The organism is Pseudonocardia sp. 2-7 (genome assembly GCF_056341085.1).
In genome coordinates this window covers 590,803-605,539 of record NZ_CP094507.1, presented here as the reverse complement: position 1 = coordinate 605,539, position 14,737 = coordinate 590,803, and the positions used below count along the sequence as shown (strand labels likewise).

12 protein-coding genes are annotated in these 14,737 nt (G+C 75.3%); 10 read left to right on the top strand and 2 right to left on the bottom strand.

Translation table 11 applies throughout. The features are described 5' to 3' along the window. Window positions 1-63 precede the first annotated feature (63 nt). On the top strand, window positions 64-1,197 hold the full coding sequence (gene serC, locus MTO91_RS03080; protein WP_405419751.1) for a phosphoserine transaminase: 1,134 nt from the start codon (window positions 64-66) through the stop codon (window positions 1,195-1,197). Between the two features lie 932 nt (window positions 1,198-2,129). Then, complete coding sequence (gene sepH / locus MTO91_RS03075; protein ID WP_476653707.1) at window positions 2,130-3,917, top strand: septation protein SepH; 1,788 nt, start codon at window positions 2,130-2,132, stop codon at window positions 3,915-3,917. A gap of 87 nt (window positions 3,918-4,004) precedes the next feature. Here sepH and MTO91_RS03070 read toward each other — a convergent pair whose 3' ends face one another. Continuing rightward, window positions 4,005-4,814: a TrmH family RNA methyltransferase gene (locus MTO91_RS03070; RefSeq protein ID WP_208827030.1), complete on the bottom strand. Its 810-nt coding sequence runs from the start codon at window positions 4,812-4,814 to the stop codon at window positions 4,005-4,007. A gap of 167 nt (window positions 4,815-4,981) precedes the next feature. Here MTO91_RS03070 and MTO91_RS03065 point away from each other — a divergent pair, with 167 nt between their 5' ends. The 7 genes from MTO91_RS03065 (at window position 4,982) to MTO91_RS03035 (ending at window position 12,755) form a co-directional block, all read left to right on the top strand. Continuing rightward, complete coding sequence (locus MTO91_RS03065) at window positions 4,982-6,469, top strand: glutamate-cysteine ligase family protein (protein ID WP_476653704.1); 1,488 nt, start codon at window positions 4,982-4,984, stop codon at window positions 6,467-6,469. A gap of 144 nt (window positions 6,470-6,613) precedes the next feature. Further along, window positions 6,614-7,813, top strand: coding sequence for a hypothetical protein (locus tag MTO91_RS03060; protein WP_476653703.1), 1,200 nt, complete (start codon window positions 6,614-6,616; stop codon window positions 7,811-7,813). Next, a complete protein-coding gene (locus MTO91_RS03055; RefSeq protein WP_476653701.1) occupies window positions 7,810-8,325 on the top strand; it encodes a hypothetical protein in 516 nt (171 codons plus the stop codon). Before MTO91_RS03060 ends, MTO91_RS03055 begins: the two co-directional genes overlap by 4 nt. A gap of 3 nt (window positions 8,326-8,328) precedes the next feature. Next, window positions 8,329-9,468, top strand: a complete 1,140-nt coding sequence (locus MTO91_RS03050) for a VldE C-terminal domain-containing protein (RefSeq protein WP_405419763.1) — start codon at window positions 8,329-8,331, stop codon at window positions 9,466-9,468. A 4-nt stretch (window positions 9,469-9,472) separates the two neighbouring features. Next, on the top strand, window positions 9,473-10,039 hold the full coding sequence (locus tag MTO91_RS03045; RefSeq protein ID WP_476653699.1) for a hypothetical protein: 567 nt from the start codon (window positions 9,473-9,475) through the stop codon (window positions 10,037-10,039). Between the two features lie 24 nt (window positions 10,040-10,063). Then, window positions 10,064-11,656, top strand: coding sequence for a glycoside hydrolase family 16 protein (locus tag MTO91_RS03040; RefSeq protein WP_476653697.1), 1,593 nt, complete (start codon window positions 10,064-10,066; stop codon window positions 11,654-11,656). A 184-nt stretch (window positions 11,657-11,840) separates the two neighbouring features. Next, the gene (locus MTO91_RS03035; RefSeq protein ID WP_476653696.1) at window positions 11,841-12,755 is read left to right on the top strand and encodes a glycoside hydrolase family 16 protein; all 915 of its coding nucleotides are present in this window, start codon (window positions 11,841-11,843) and stop codon (window positions 12,753-12,755) included. Between the two features lie 160 nt (window positions 12,756-12,915). On the opposite strand, the gene MTO91_RS03030 is transcribed toward MTO91_RS03035, so the two are convergent. Next, window positions 12,916-14,349 carry an NCS2 family permease gene (locus tag MTO91_RS03030; RefSeq protein ID WP_251787206.1) on the bottom strand — a complete coding sequence of 478 codons (1,434 nt, stop codon included), beginning with the start codon at window positions 14,347-14,349 and terminating at the stop codon, window positions 12,916-12,918. A gap of 65 nt (window positions 14,350-14,414) precedes the next feature. Here MTO91_RS03030 and MTO91_RS03025 point away from each other — a divergent pair, with 65 nt between their 5' ends. Beyond that, window positions 14,415-14,723 carry a DUF2530 domain-containing protein gene (locus MTO91_RS03025; protein WP_100879442.1) on the top strand — a complete coding sequence of 103 codons (309 nt, stop codon included), beginning with the start codon at window positions 14,415-14,417 and terminating at the stop codon, window positions 14,721-14,723. The last annotated feature ends 14 nt before the right edge of the window (window positions 14,724-14,737 follow it).

Here is a 14,737-nt window from a genome sequence, read left to right as displayed (position 1 = left end):
CGCCGGCGGGTGGCGCGCAGCACTCGTCGCACGGCACGCCGGTCCGGCTGCGACACTGGTGGGGTGACCTCCCCTGCCGATCTGAAGATCCCCGGCGATCTCCTTCCGCAGGACGGCCGCTTCGGATGCGGTCCGTCCAAGGTGCGCCCCGAACAGCTGTCCGCCCTCGCCGCGACCGGTGACTCCCTGATGGGCACCTCGCACCGGCAGAAGCCGGTGAAGGAGCTCGTCGGACGGGTGCGGTCCGGGCTGGCCGAGCTGTTCTCACTGCCCGACGGCTACGAGGTCGTCCTCGGCAACGGCGGCTCCACCGCCTTCTGGGACGCGGCCGCGTTCGGCCTGGTCCGTGAGCGCTCGCTGCACCTGACCTACGGCGAGTTCTCCCAGAAGTTCGCCGACACCACCACCGGCGCGCCGTTCCTGGCCGACCCGGTGATCGTCAAGGCCGACCCGGGCAGCGCGCCGGAGCCGGTGAGCGACCCGTCGGTCGACGTCATCGCGTGGGCGCACAACGAGACCTCGACCGGCGTCGCGGTGCCCGTCAACCGGCCCGCGGGCACCACCGACGACCAGCTCGTGCTGATCGACGCCACCTCGGGCGCCGGCGGGCTGCCGGTCGACATCACCCAGTCCGACGTCTACTACTTCGCCCCGCAGAAGGGCTTCGCCTCCGACGGCGGCCTGTTCCTCGCGATCATGAGCCCGAAGGCCCTGGAGCGGGTCGCCGAGCTGGCCGCGTCGGACCGCTGGATCCCGCCGTTCCTGTCGCTGGCCACCGCCGTCGACAACTCCGGTAAGGACCAGACCTACAACACGCCGTCGCTGGCGACCCTGTTCCTGCTCGAGGACCAGGTCCGCTGGATGAACGCGCTGGGCGGGCTCGACGGTTGCGTCGCACGCACCCGCGACTCCTCCGACCGGCTCTACACCTGGGCCGACAAGAGCAGCTTCGCGTCGCCGTTCGTCACCGACCCGGCGCACCGCAGCCTGGTGGTCGGCACGATCGACTTCGACGACGCCGTCGACGCCGCCGCGGTGGCGAAGGCGCTGCGCGCGAACGGGATCGTGGACACCGAGCCGTACCGGAAGCTGGGCCGCAACCAGCTGCGGATCGGGATGTTCCCGGCCGTGGAGCCGTCGGACGTCTCGGCCCTGACCGCGTGCATCGACTGGGTCGTGGAGCGGCTGGGTTCCTGACCCCACCTCTTCCCGGGTGGACGAGGACCGTCCGCCGAGGTGGGTCGACCGGCTACGGTCGGCCCACCCGGCGGCGGCCCTCGTCGTGGCGGTGGTGTCCGCCGGCACCCCGACCGTCGTCACCGGGGCGCCGCTCCCCGGCCGCCCGCGGCCGCTCTCCTGCTCGTCGCCGTCGCGCGCTCGGAGTCCGCGCGCTCCCGGCCTGCGGGCGATGTCGTCCCGCGACGCCGCCGACGCCGTGCCGGTGTCGCGAACCCGGCCTCGGGCGGATCCGGCCGGGGTCGGGGCGGGCGGGGATCGCCCACGCCGGCGGCGAACGACCGCGCCGCCCGGGGCGACGCGCGGCGGACAGCGGGCGCCGGCGTGCGCGTCGGCCGGTGATCCACATGGCGCGCGCAGTTCCGTCGTGTGCGCGCGTCCGGACGCGCGCGGGCCGCGGATCACCGCGCGGACCGCGGATCGCCGCGCGGACCGTGGATCGCCGCGCGAACCGTGGATCACCGCGCGGGCGGGGGATCGCCGGGCGGGTCCGGTCACCGCGGCAGGAGCGCGCCGGCAGGTGCCTCGCGTCCACCTGCCACGACGGCCCCGCTGCCGTCCCCGTCCTGATGCCGCGCCGGGGGGATACGTCCCGGCCGTCCTGTTACGGATCGGGGCGGCTCCGGCACCGCACACGCCGGGTTGCGTCGCGGCGCGGCGTCGTTGCGTGATCGATAGCAACTCGTTGTAGTCACACGCGTATCAATCGCCCCAATTACCTCGTGAGCCACGAACTGTGCGACGCTGCGCACGGTGAGTGAGAACGGCTCGGCGGTCCCCCGGGCGAGTAGGTGTTGTCGACCAGGCAGAACTCGCCCGGCGCGCCTCACCCGGCACGGACCCCTCGCCATCTACCGTCACCCGGACGGGGACGACAGCAGGAGGTCAGGTCGATGCGCGCGTTGCGGGTCGTGGGGGTGACCGGGGACGGCTCGGTCGTCCTCGAGGACCCGGGGCGTCGCGAGCGCTACACGGTGCCGGCCGACGAGCAGCTGCGGGCCGCGGCACGGGGTGACGTGACCCGGCTCGGCCAGATCGCGATCGAGTTGGAGAGCCAGTTGCGCCCACGGGAGATCCAGGCCCGAATCCGGGGTGGCGCGTCGGTCGACGAGGTCGCAGCCGCGGCCGGCGTCCCGACCCAGAAGATCGAACGCTTCGCCTATCCCGTCCTGCTCGAACGGTCGCGGACCGCCGAGCTGGCCCAGGGCGCCCACCCGCAGCGCGCCGACGGACCCGACTCGCGCACGCTCGGTGAGACCGTCGCGCACACCTTCGGCCTGCGCGGACAGGACTACGGCGGAGCCGGCTGGGACTCCTGGAAGGGCGAGGACGGCAAGTGGGTCGTCGTCCTGACGTGGCAGACCGGCCGCTCGGACAACGCCGCGCACTGGGCGTTCCAGCCCGGCGCGCACGGCGGCACCGTCGTTGCGCTGGACGAGCACGCCTCCGACCTCGTGGAGGGTCTGCCCGCACGCCCGCTGCGTCCGCTCGGCGCGGTGGTCGACATGGCCCGCGACGAGGACCACACCCCCCAGGCCCCGACGACCGCCGCTCCGGCGCGCGCCGTCGCGGCCGCCGGTGGGCAGCAGCCCGAGGCCTGGGCCGGGCGCGGGATCGCGCCCGAGCAGCGCCGGGCGAGCCCCCCGCCGCCCCGGACCCGCGTCGAGACGCCCGGTCGCACCGCGGGCGCCCGCCCGGACGACACCCGGGCCCCGGCCGCCGCGGCGCCCGTGGTCCCCCGGCGCGCCGAGCAGGTCGAGGACGCCGGGTCCTCCGCTGCGGCCGGCACCTCGCAGGTCGACTCCGCGACCACCGACGGCACGGTTGCCTCGACCGCGGACGCTCCCGGCGCCGACACGACCGCGGCGGCCGGCACGGGTGCAGGCACGACCGGCGCGGCCCCGAACGGCTCCGCCTCGACCGGTACCTCGCCGGACGACGTCTCCTCGGACGGCGTCTCCTCGAACGTCCCGGCCCCGGCCGCCGCGGCACCGGTCGGCGCGGGCCCGACCGGCCGGGAGTCGACGGCCTCGGACACCACCGACGCGGACCCGGGCGCCCCGGTGCCGGCAGGCACCGGCTCCGCCGCCCCCCACGGGACCGGCACGGACGCGGCCGCCACGGACGCGGTGGCCCCGGACGCAGGCGACACGACCGCGTCCGGTGCGGAGACGTCCGCCACGGACTCCGGGTCCGCGGGCGACGCGGCGGGCCCGGCCGCGTCGTCGGCGACGACCTCGCCGGAAGCGGCCACGGCCACCCCCGCGTCGGACGCCGCACCGACCACGACGAACCCGGGCTCGGCCACGGCGGCCCCGGCGCAGGACACCGGGACCGCCGCGTCGACCACCGTGGCACCGACCACCCCGGCGTCCGCGGGCACCGCCGCGGGCTCCACGAGCACCTCGGCCGAGAACGGCGAGGCCTCCCCGGCCGCGTCGGGCGACGCCCCCGACGAGGGCACCGACGCACCCACCGGGACCGCCGCGGCCGCCACCGGGGCACCGGGCACGTCGTCGTCGAACGGCTCGGACCCGGAGACGGACCCCTCTCCGGCACAGGACACCGAGAGCGCGGCCCCGCGCCGCCCGTCCACCGCCGGGTCGCGGCGGACGAAGAAGGGCAAGCCGGTCATGCCGTCGTGGGACGAGGTCCTGCTCGGCGTCCGCGGCCAGCGCTGACACGTTCCCGCACGGGTTCCGTGCTCCCGCACCGGATCCGGTCCCGTGTGGGAGCACGGATCCGGTGTGGGACCGCGCCGCTCGCGGTCAGCCCCCGCCGGTGACGGCGTGGAAGGCGACGGCGGCGGCCGTCGCGACGTTGAGCGAGTCCACGCCGCTCGCCATCGGGATCCGGACCCGGCGGTCGGCGGCGGCCAGTGCCTCGTCGGTGAGGCCGGGACCCTCCGCACCCAGCAGCAGCGCGACCTTCCGGCCGCCCAGGCCCGCCGTGGCGAGGGGCTCGGCGTCGGCGGACGGGGTGAGGGCGGCGACGGTGAACCCCGCCTCCCGCAGCCGGTCCAACGAGGCGGGCCACGCGCCGTCGAGGGTCGTGAACGGGACCCGCAGCACGTGCCCCATCGAGACGCGGACGCTGCGCCGGTACAGCGGGTCCGAGCAGCCGGGGCCGAGCAGGATCGCGTCGACGCCGAGGGCGGCGGCGTTGCGGAACAACGACCCCAGGTTCTCGTGGTCCCCCACCCCCTCGCAGACGGCCAGCGTGCGGGCGCGGGCCAGGACGTCGTCGAGGGACGGCGCGGGAGCCCGGTCGGCGACGGCGAGCACCCCCCGGTTCAGGTGGAACCCGACCGCTCGGGCCATGGTGTCGGCGTCGGTCGCGTAGGCCGGGACGTCGACGCCGGCGAGATCGTCGGAGAGCTCGTCGAGGCGACGCGGGACCCCCAGCAGGGAGCGCACCGGATACGGCGAGTCGAGCAGCCGACGCACGACGACGACACCCTCCGCGATCACCAGCCCGCGCCCACCGGGCCGATCCGGGCGCCGATCGGCGGTCGTGAGGTCGCGGTAGTCGTCGATTCGGGGGTCGTCGGAGTGCTCGACCGTGGTGAGTATGGCCACGACGCCCGATCGTCCCACGTCACGGACCGTTCGCCGCGCCTGGTCGCCCGGTCAGCCGGTACCGCCCGGTCCGGCGATATGACACGGTGTAGTGCCGCCTCCTTCGGCACGGTCCTCCGCCGTGTGAGTGAGAAGGCGCTCCCCGTTCGATGGAGGTCGGTTCGCGCATGGGTCAGGTGGTCGACCGGACGACGTTCAGCCGGCGCGACCGCCAGCGGTACCGGATCAAGGTGCAGCGCTGTCTGGACACTCTCGGTGACCTGCTCAGCAGCTACCCGTTCTCCGACACGGAGCCGATGACCGGCGTCGAGATCGAGTTCAACCTGGTGGATACGGAGCTGGCGCCGTCGCTCAACGGGGGCGACGTGCTGGACACGATCAACTCGGGCGAGTGGCAGACCGAGCTCGGCCGCTGGAACCTCGAGCTGAACCTGCCGCCCCGGCCGCTGCCCGGCGACCAGTGGCGCCAGCTGGAGCACGAGCTGCTCGACCTGCTCGCGGGCGCCGGGGCGAAGGCCGGCGACCTGCGCACCCAGCTCGTCATGATCGGGATCCTGCCGACGCTGGACCCGGCACACATGACCGCCGAGGCGATCTCCCCCGAGGACCGCTACGAGGCGCTCAACGACCAGATGCTCAACGCCCGGGGCGAGCCGATCCGGATCGACATCGCCGGCTGCTCGCCGGAGGAGCGGGTCAACGCCGACTTCGACACGATCATTCCCGAGGCGGCCTGCACCTCGATGCAGCTGCACCTGCAGGTGTCCCCCGCCAACTTCGGGCGCTACTGGAACGCCGCGCAGTGCCTGGCCGGTGTCCAGCTGGGGCTCGGGTCGAACTCGCCGTTCCTGCTCGGGTCACAGCTGTGGTCGGAGACCCGGATCCCGCTGTTCGAGCAGTCCTGCGACGTCCGGACCCCCGAGTTCCACAACCAGGGGGTACGGCCGCGGGTGTGGTTCGGTGAACGCTGGATCGACTCGGTGCTGGACCTGTTCTCCGAGAACGCCCGCTACTTCCCGGCGCTGATGCCGCTGACGTCCGATGTGGACCCGGCGACGCAGATGCGCGACAAGGGCTTCCCGGACCTGCCCGAGCTGACCCTGCACAACGGCACGATCTGGCGCTGGAACCGGCCGATCTACGACAGTACGGGCGACACCCCGCACGTCCGGCTCGAGAACCGGGTGCTCCCCGCGGGGCCGACGACCGTCGACATGGTCGCCAACGCGCTGTTCTTCTACGGCCTGCTGCGCACCCTGGTCGAGGCCGACCAGCAGCTGTGGCGGTCGGTGTCGTTCGAGGCGGCGCGGGAGAACTTCCAGACGGCGGCCAAGCACGGCATGCACGCTCCCCTGTACTGGCCCGGCACCGGCTGGGTGCTCCCCGACGAGCTCGCCCTGCGCAAGCTGCTCCCCCTGGCCCACGAGGGTCTCGCCCGCTGGGGCGTCTCCGGCGCGGTCTGCGACCGGTACCTGACGGTGCTGGAGCGGCGCTGCGTCACGCGTCAGACCGGGTCGTCGTGGCAGATCGACACCGTCGCCGCGCTGGAGGCGCGGGGCGCGGACCGGATGACCGCGCTGCGCGGCATGCTCGAGCGCTACCTGGCGCACTCGACCGCGAACCAGCCCGTCCACACCTGGGAGATCCCCGGCTGACCGGCTTCGCCATCGCGAAGCATTCTCCGCGACCGGGCCCGCTCACCGCCCGCACGTTCCTACCGTCCCCCTCCGCACACCCGCCCCGGGTGCGCGTACGGGACGGAGGGACATGTCCATCCAGCACCACCCCGACCGGCGTCGATGACCCGGGCGACGACGATGTCCCCGTTCCGGCTGTTCGGCCGCACCGCCCGCGACGGGCGCCCCCTCGACGACGGCCCCGACCCGTGGCTCGACGACCCGGCCCCCGCCCCGGCTCCGCGGCCCGCCGCGCCCCGGGCCCGGGAGGCCGCCCCGGCTCCGCCGACCCGTGGGACACCCGACGCTCCGGTGGCCGAGGGCCCCGCGACCGCGGCGGCGCGACCGGCGGTCTGGACGCCGCGGCGGCCGCCACAGGAACCGGTCGCGGAGCCGGAGCCGGTCACCGATCCCTTCGGCTTCCCGCCGGTGCCGCCGGCCGGGCCGCCCCCTGCCGTCGCCCCGGTCCCCGCCACCGCCACCGCCCCCATCTCCGACGAGGTCGCCGCGGCCTGGGCGGCGTGGGCGCCCGCCGCGACGCCGCGGGCCGACGGCTCGCAGGTCGGCGCGGATCCCGGTGTGCCGCCCTCCGCGTCCGACACCGCGGCCGTTGCGTCCGGTCCGGCACCCGCTGACCCGGACTCGTCCGGCTCGGCGGCGCCGTCCGGACGGGCGACGCCCGCTGTGCACTCCGGCCCGGCGTCCTCGGGATCGGCGCCCGCCACGCAGGCGCTGTCCGGCCCGGCACCGTCCGGCCCGGCACCGTCCGGCCCGACGCCGTCCGATCACGGTCCGGTGTCCCGCTCGGCCGGAGCGCCGGTCGGGACCCCGTCGCCGCCCGTCGACCCCGCCGAGGCGTCCGCGCTGGCCGGGGCCTTCGCCGCGGACCTGCTGTCCTGGGACGAGGACGACGTCGTCCGCCGCGGCCGCGTCCTCTCCGCCTACCTGCCCACGACCGCGGCCGACGGGCTGCTCGGCTGGACCGGGACCGGACGCCAGCGGGCCGACCTCGTGCTGCCGGGCCGCGTCCGCACCGACGGCGACCGCGCCGTCGTCGACGTCCGGGTGCGGGTCGTGCCCTACCGCCGCGTCGACGCCCGCGGGACGGCCGCGCCGGAACCCGAACCCGACGACCCGATCGGGGCGCCCGCCGGTGCCCCGGCCCCGGCCGCGCGCGGCTGGCGCGGGCTGGCCGCGCGATGGGTCCGGCTGGAGGTGGGCGTGGTCCTCACCGGCGACGGGCTCGTCGTCGACGCGGGACCCGAGGCCGAGCCGGCCCGGCGACCGTCGCCGGTCGACCTCGCCCGGGGCGGTGCGCGGTGAGCGGGCGGATACCGGTCGTCGGGGGGCTGGCCGGCGGGGTCGGGACGACGACCGTCGCCCGGGCCCTGCACGGCCGTGACCTGGGACGGGTGTGCGGGCCGGATCTGCTGCCCGACGTCGTCGTCACCCGGGACACCGTGGCCGGGCTGGCCGCCGCGGCCCTCCTCGCCCCGGCGCCCGGGCCGGGCGCACCGGTCCTCGTCCTGCACCCCGGCACCGCCGACCCCGACGGCATCGACGCCGACGCCGCGGGTCCCGGCTGGGCGGCCGTCGTCGCGCTGCCCGCGGTGCCGGGCTGGGCCCGCTCGGCCGACCCGTGGTCGGACGCGGCCGGGGTGCTCACCCGGCCCGGGCCCTCGGCCGCGGTCCGCCGCTACGCCGACGCGATCGGCCGGATCGTCACCGCGCTGACGACGTCCGGCCGGCTCGACCGGCCGCTCACCCCGGCCGGCGTCGGTGGGCTGCGACCCCTGCGCGGGGTGCTGGCGGTCCCGACCGGGCCGGTCCGGTGAGCCGTGCGAGCGCTGCTGATCGTGCCGGTCGTCGTCGCACTCCTGCTGGGGGCGGCGGGGCAGGTCCTGGCCGCACCGGCCGCGGAACCGGTCACCTCGGGCGTCGACGCGGCTCGCGTGCCGGAGGCGGCGCGGCCGTACCTCGACCTGGTCACGGACCTGACCTCGCAGGGCTGCCCGGAGCTGCCACCGGCCTGGGTGGTCGCCCAGGTGCAGGCGGAGTCGGGATGGGATCCGGAGCTGCGCACCGGCACCGCCGCCGGGCTGCTTCAGGTCTCGGAACGGACCTGGGTCGCGGCCGGGGGCGCACCGTGGCCGGACGCGGCGCTGACCGAGCCGGAGGGGCACCTGCGCGTCGTCGTGCCGTGGCTCTGCTCGACGCTGCGCGCCGCCGCCGGGTACCTGGCGACGACCCCGAAGGACGTGCCGGTGCTCGACGCGATGCTGGTCTGCCACATCGCGGGCTGCAGCCGGGTCACCGGCTCGGCGTCGGGGGTCCCGACGGGCGGGGAGGCGGACTGCTCGCAGGCCTGCGCGTCGGCGATCCGGCGCTACCTCGACGCGGTGCACGGCTTCGTCGCGGACTACTCCGGCACGACGGCCGTCGACGACCGCGAGTCGTCCCCGCCGCCGCCGCAGAAGGCCGCCCCGGCGAAGGCACCGGCGGCGAAGGACGCCGCGTCGGCACCGGCACCCGCCTGGACCGGCGGCGCGACGGGCTGCCACGAACCCGATCCGGTGCGCTCCGACGGCTGCCTGACCGGCGCGACGAAGCACGGTCTCGACGCGGTCCGGGCGGTCTTCGGCCCGACCATCGAGACGGTCGGCTGCTGGGACGAGCACCTGCAGAACCCGCGGTCGGACCATCCGAAGGGCAGGGCCTGCGACGTGTTCACCGGGGAGGCCGGGGCGTTCGCGAAGGGCGCCGACCTCGACGAGGGCTGGGCGATCGCGCACTGGCTGGAACGCAACGCGGCCCCGCTGAAGGTCGAGTACCTGATCTGGCAGGGCCGCTACTGGGACCCCTCGGTGCGCGCCGACGGCTCCGGCTGGGGCCGTCGCTACACCGGCGGCGGGGTCTACGACACCTCCGACGCGACCGGCGGCCACTACGACCATGTCCACATCAGCTTCGCGGAGTGATCCCGTGCGACGTTCCCTGCCGCTGCTCGTGCTCGCCGCGGTCCTCGCGGTGCCCCTGGCCCTGCTGGTGCCGGCGCTGCTGCCCGGACCGCCGTCGCAGGCCGTGCTGACCTCGGCCGACCGGGACGCCCTCGGTGATCCCGGTCCCGTCCGCGGAGCGGAGCCACCCGTGCCGGCGACGCGGCCGTCGTCGCCCGGGGCGGTGGCACGCGCCTACCTCGTCGCCGCGCACGGCACCCGGGCCGGCGCGGCCGCGGGCACCACCCTCGACGGCACCCCGTACGCACTGCCCGGCAGCCCGGCCGCGGCCGGAGCGCCCGTCCTCGACCCGCCGCCGCCCGGCACGGGACGGACCGCCGAGGTCGAGGACCTCGACGAGGGCGCCACCGACTGGGCCCGCGGGCGCACCGCGCTCGTCGCAACCGTCCGCACGACGACGGCCGGCCCCGGCGCGGCCCCCGAGGTCCGGCGCTGGCGTACCCGCGTGGTCATGGCGCTCGATGCGGCGGGCCACTGGCTGGTCACCGCCGACACCCCCATCACCACCGACACCCCCGACGTGGACGACTGACGTGACCGAACCTTGGAGTGGGCGATGACCGCCGACGAGCTCGAGCAGCTGCTCAAGTCCCTGCTGGCCAAGGGGGTCACGGTCGTCCTGCTGGCGCTGGGCCCTGCCGGGGAGCTGGTGGGGGTGGAACCCGGGGGGTCCGCGACACCGTCGGTGAGCTCCGGGCAGGACGCCGCCGGTGCGCCGCGTCCGGACCTGGAGCTGGGGGCCAACGGCGAGGTGTGCGTCGGGTCGGGCGGGTCCTCCGGGGCCGGGTCGGGCTCCGGAGGGTCCGGGTCGGGCTCCGGCTCCGGGTCGGGTTCCGACAGCTCGGGCGGCGGGGATCGCGAGCGCGGGTCCGGTGCCGACGGGTCCACCGCCGGGTCCGGGTCCGCCGGGGCCGGCGGCGACCCGTCCGGCGAGCCGGAGGACGGCGGGGCCGGCGGCGCCGACAGCTCCGACGGGTCGGACGACTCCGACGACCGGCGCCGAGCCGGCGGGTCGGACGACTCCGGGAGCGGCAGCGGATCGGACGACAGCGGCTCCGGGGACAGCGGCTCCGGAGGCTCCGGTTCGGACGACAACGGCCCCGGCGACAGCGACGCGGGCAGCGGCTCGGGCAGCGGCAGCTCGGGCAGCGGCGACTCGGGCAGCGGCGACTCGGACAGCGGCGACTCGGGCAGCGGCGACTCGGGCAGCGGCGGCACCGCCTCCGGCGCCCCCGACGAGTCCGGTGCCACCGCCTACGGCACCAGCGACGACGCCGCCGCGGGCCTCCTCACCGGTGGCACCGCCGGCCGGACCACCCCCGCCCCCTGCCCCACCGGCTCGGGTGGCGCGACCGATCCCGCGCCCGCCACCGGGAGCACCCCGGAGGCCGGCGGTGCGACCACCGGCGGTGCGACGGCGGCCGAGGGCACCACCGCGGCGGCGAAGCTGGGCTGGGGCCGGCCGGTCCGCGCCGACGAGTTCGACAACGGCACCGACGGCTGGAGCATCTACGACGGCGCCGGGCACGCGGGCAACGGCCGTCGCACCCCGGACGCGGCCGCGGTGGCCGACGGCGTCCTGACGATCACCGGCGACAGCCAGGGCAACACCGCGGGCATGGCGTGGAAGGAGGGCTCCCAGCAGTACGGACGCTGGGAGGGGCGGGTGCGCGCGCCGGTCGGGGACCCGTCGTACAACGCCCTGCTGCTGCTCTGGCCCACCGCGGAGAACTGGCCCGAGGGCGGCGAGCTCGACTTCATGGAGATGATGGACCCCGAGCGGCAGAAGACCAACGCGTTCTTCCACTACGGCGCGGACAACTCCCAGGTCGAGGGCTCGGTCGAGATCGACGCGACGCAGTGGCACAACTGGGCCCTGGAGTGGACGCCGGACCGGATCACCGCCTACGTCGACGGCGAGAAGTGGTTCGAGACCACCGAGCAGAAGGTGCAGCCGCCGGGGCCGATGCACCTCTGCATCCAGCTCGACTGGTTCCCCAAGGGCGGGTCGGGGAAGGAGACGCAGATGCAGGTCGACTGGGTCCGCCAGTACACCCTCGACGGGGGCGCAGCCGGCGGAGCGAACGGCGGAGCGGCGGACGGCAGCAGCGCCACCGGCAGCGGGGGGACCACGGGCTCGACCGGCTGAGCCCGGCCATGATCACCGGTTGTGGAGTACGGAGGTACGCGAAGCGCACCCTGCGCTCCACAACCGTCGATCATGGAGCCCCGACCGGCCCCGCCGCGGGAGGTGGCCCGGACTTCTCAGCTCCCCCACAGCCGTCCCCTCCTAGGCTGCCGCCGACCCGCCGTCGACGAGTGAGGAGGGGGTCGTGCCGGAACAGACGGAGCAGGAGCCCGAGCACGACCCCGAGGCACCGTCGCGACGCCGCTGGCCCGCCGTCGTCGGCGTCGTGGCGGGTCTGGCCGTGCTGGCCGGTGTCGTCACCGTCGCCACCGACCCGTCGCTGCTCACCGGCTCCTCGACCCCGACGCCCGCGCCGTCGGCCCCGGCGACGCCGCCGGGCGGGATGCACGACCAGGAACGCCCGACCGAGGTCGGCGAGCTCGACCCCGCGGCGCGCTCGGACACCGAGGCGGCGGTGCGCAACGGCTGGCGTCTCACCGACCACGACGAGTTCGACGGCGCCGCGCTCGACCGCACGCGCTGGAGCCCGTACACCGGGGAGACCACCGGCGGCAACGGTCGGCACCTCGCGGAGAACATCTCCGTGCGCGACGGCGAGCTCGTCCTGACCAGCCGGGGGCGCACGTCCGCCGGTCTGGCCTGGCGCGGCGGCCAGCAGTACGGCCGCTGGGAGATCCGGGCGAAGACCAACCCCGCCGTCGGCTACGGCGACGTGGCGCTGCTCTGGCCGGACGCCGAGGACTGGCCCGAGGGCGGCGAGCTCAACTTCATGGAGATCCCGAAGCCGCAGCGCGACGAGACGCACACGATCGTCCACTACGGCGAGGACAACAGCCAGGTCGGCAAGACCGTCCGCGGCGGCTTCACGCAGTGGCACACCTACGCCGTCGAGTGGCTGCCCGACCGGGTCGTGTTCTACATCGACGGCGCCGAGGTCTTCCGCACCACCGATCCGGAGCAGATCCCGCCGCGGTCGATGCACCTGGCGATGCAGCAGGACATCGGCCCCTACGGCGACGACTGGATCCCCGCTCCGGACGCGACCACGCCGGACTCGCTCGACTTCCAGGTCGACTGGGTCCGCATCTACGCGCCCTGACCCGCTCGGCGGCGGGTCGGGTGTGACTGGGGAAAGAAGGAGGCCCCGGACCCTGTGGGGTCCGGGGCCTTCTCCTGTCCCGAACTGACGCGCCGCTCCCACCACGAAGCGACGAGATTGAGGTTAGCCTAACCTTCGTCGCGGGCGCAAGGGTAGGTTCTCAGCCGAGCAGCTCCCGCAACGGTCCCACGCCGAAGTACCCCACGAACAGCACCGCCACGACCCACATCAGCGGGTGGACCTGCCGGGCGCGACCGGTGGCCGCGGCGAGCGCGACGTAGCTGATGAAACCGGCGCCGATGCCGTTCGCGATCGAGTAGGTGAACGGCATGACCGTGATCGTCAGGAACACCGGGATCGCGGTGCGCAGGTCGTCGAGCGAGACCGAGGTGATCTGGCGGAACATCAGCGCGCCGACGACCACCAGCGCCGGGGCCGCCGCCTCCACCGGGACGATCGCGTACAGCGGCGTGAAGAACATCGCCAGCAGGAACAGGACACCGGTCAGCACGTTGGCCAGACCGGTCCGTGCGCCCTCGGCGATGCCGGCCGCGGACTCCACGAAGATCGTGTTCGACGACGCCGACCCCACACCACCGGCGACCGCGCCCGCGCCCTCGACGACCAGCGCCTTCCCGACGTCCGGGAGCTTGTCGTCGGAGTCGGTCAGGCCCGCCTGGCGGCCGAGACCGGTGAGCGTGCCCATCGCGTCGAAGAAGTTCGCCAGCACCAGGGTGAAGATCAGCAGGACGACGGTGATGATGTCGAGCCGGGTGAACGCCCCGAGCGAGACCTGCCCGACCAGCGACAGGTCCGGCAGCCCGACGATCCGGTCCGGGATGGCGGGCACGGCCAGCGACCAGCCGCCGGGGTTGGTCGGGCCGCCCGGGCCGACCCGGACGATCGCCTCGACGACGATCGCGATGATCGTGTTCACCACGACGCCGATGAGGATGCCCGCACGGACACCGCGGGCGACGAGCACCCCGACGATGATCAGTCCGACGACGAACACGAACGTCGGCCAGGAGGCGATGGAGCCGCCGGTGCCCAGTCCGACCGGGACCGTGGTGTTGGCCGCGTCGGGCAGCCGGCGCACGAAGCCGGAGTCGACCAGGCCGATCAGCGCGATGAACGCGCCGATGCCGACCGCGATCGCCGTCTTGAGCTCGGTGGGGACGGCGTTGAACACCGCCGTCCGGAAGCCGGTCAGGGCGAGGATCACGATGATGACGCCGTTGATGACGACCAGGCCCATCGCCTCGGGCCAGGTCATCAGCGGCGCGATGGTCACCGCCAGCAGGGTGTTGATCCCCAGGCCGGTGGCGATCGCGAACGGGTAGTTCGCGACGACGCCGAAGATGATGGTCATCACGCCCGCGACCAGGGCTGTCACTGCGGCGACCTGCGCGACCGGGAGGATCCCGCCCAGCGCGTCGGCCTTGGCCGACGGGTCGCCCGGCGTGACGCTGCCGAGGATCAGCGGGTTCAGGACGATGATGTAGGCCATCGCCATGAACGTGACGAGACCCCCGCGGAGCTCGCGGGAGACGGTGGAGCCGCGCTCGGACACGCGGAACAGGCGCTCGATCACGGCGACACCCTAGACGCGGTGCAACGCTGCGGGTTCCGTACGTGCACCGTTTAGGCTACGGCCCCGTGACGGCCCACGACAGCGAGCGCGCGAGCGACCCCCCGCCCCCGCCGCCGTTGCCGGCGCGCTTCTACGAGTCCCCTCCGGTGATCCTCGGCGGGATGCTGCTATGGGCGGTCGGCGCGGGCGTCGCCGCCGCGTTCGTGATGGTCACCGGCTCCGGGTTCGATCCCGCGAGCGGCGCCGGCGCCTGGTTCTGGACCTGCATCGCCGGGGTCGGGGTGGGCCTGTTCGGCGCCGCGGTGTTCTCGGCGCAGCGGGCCGCGGCCCGGCGCGGGGACCGGTCGGCGCAGCGCGGCGTCGAGCCGAGGTAGGTCATAGGCTCAGC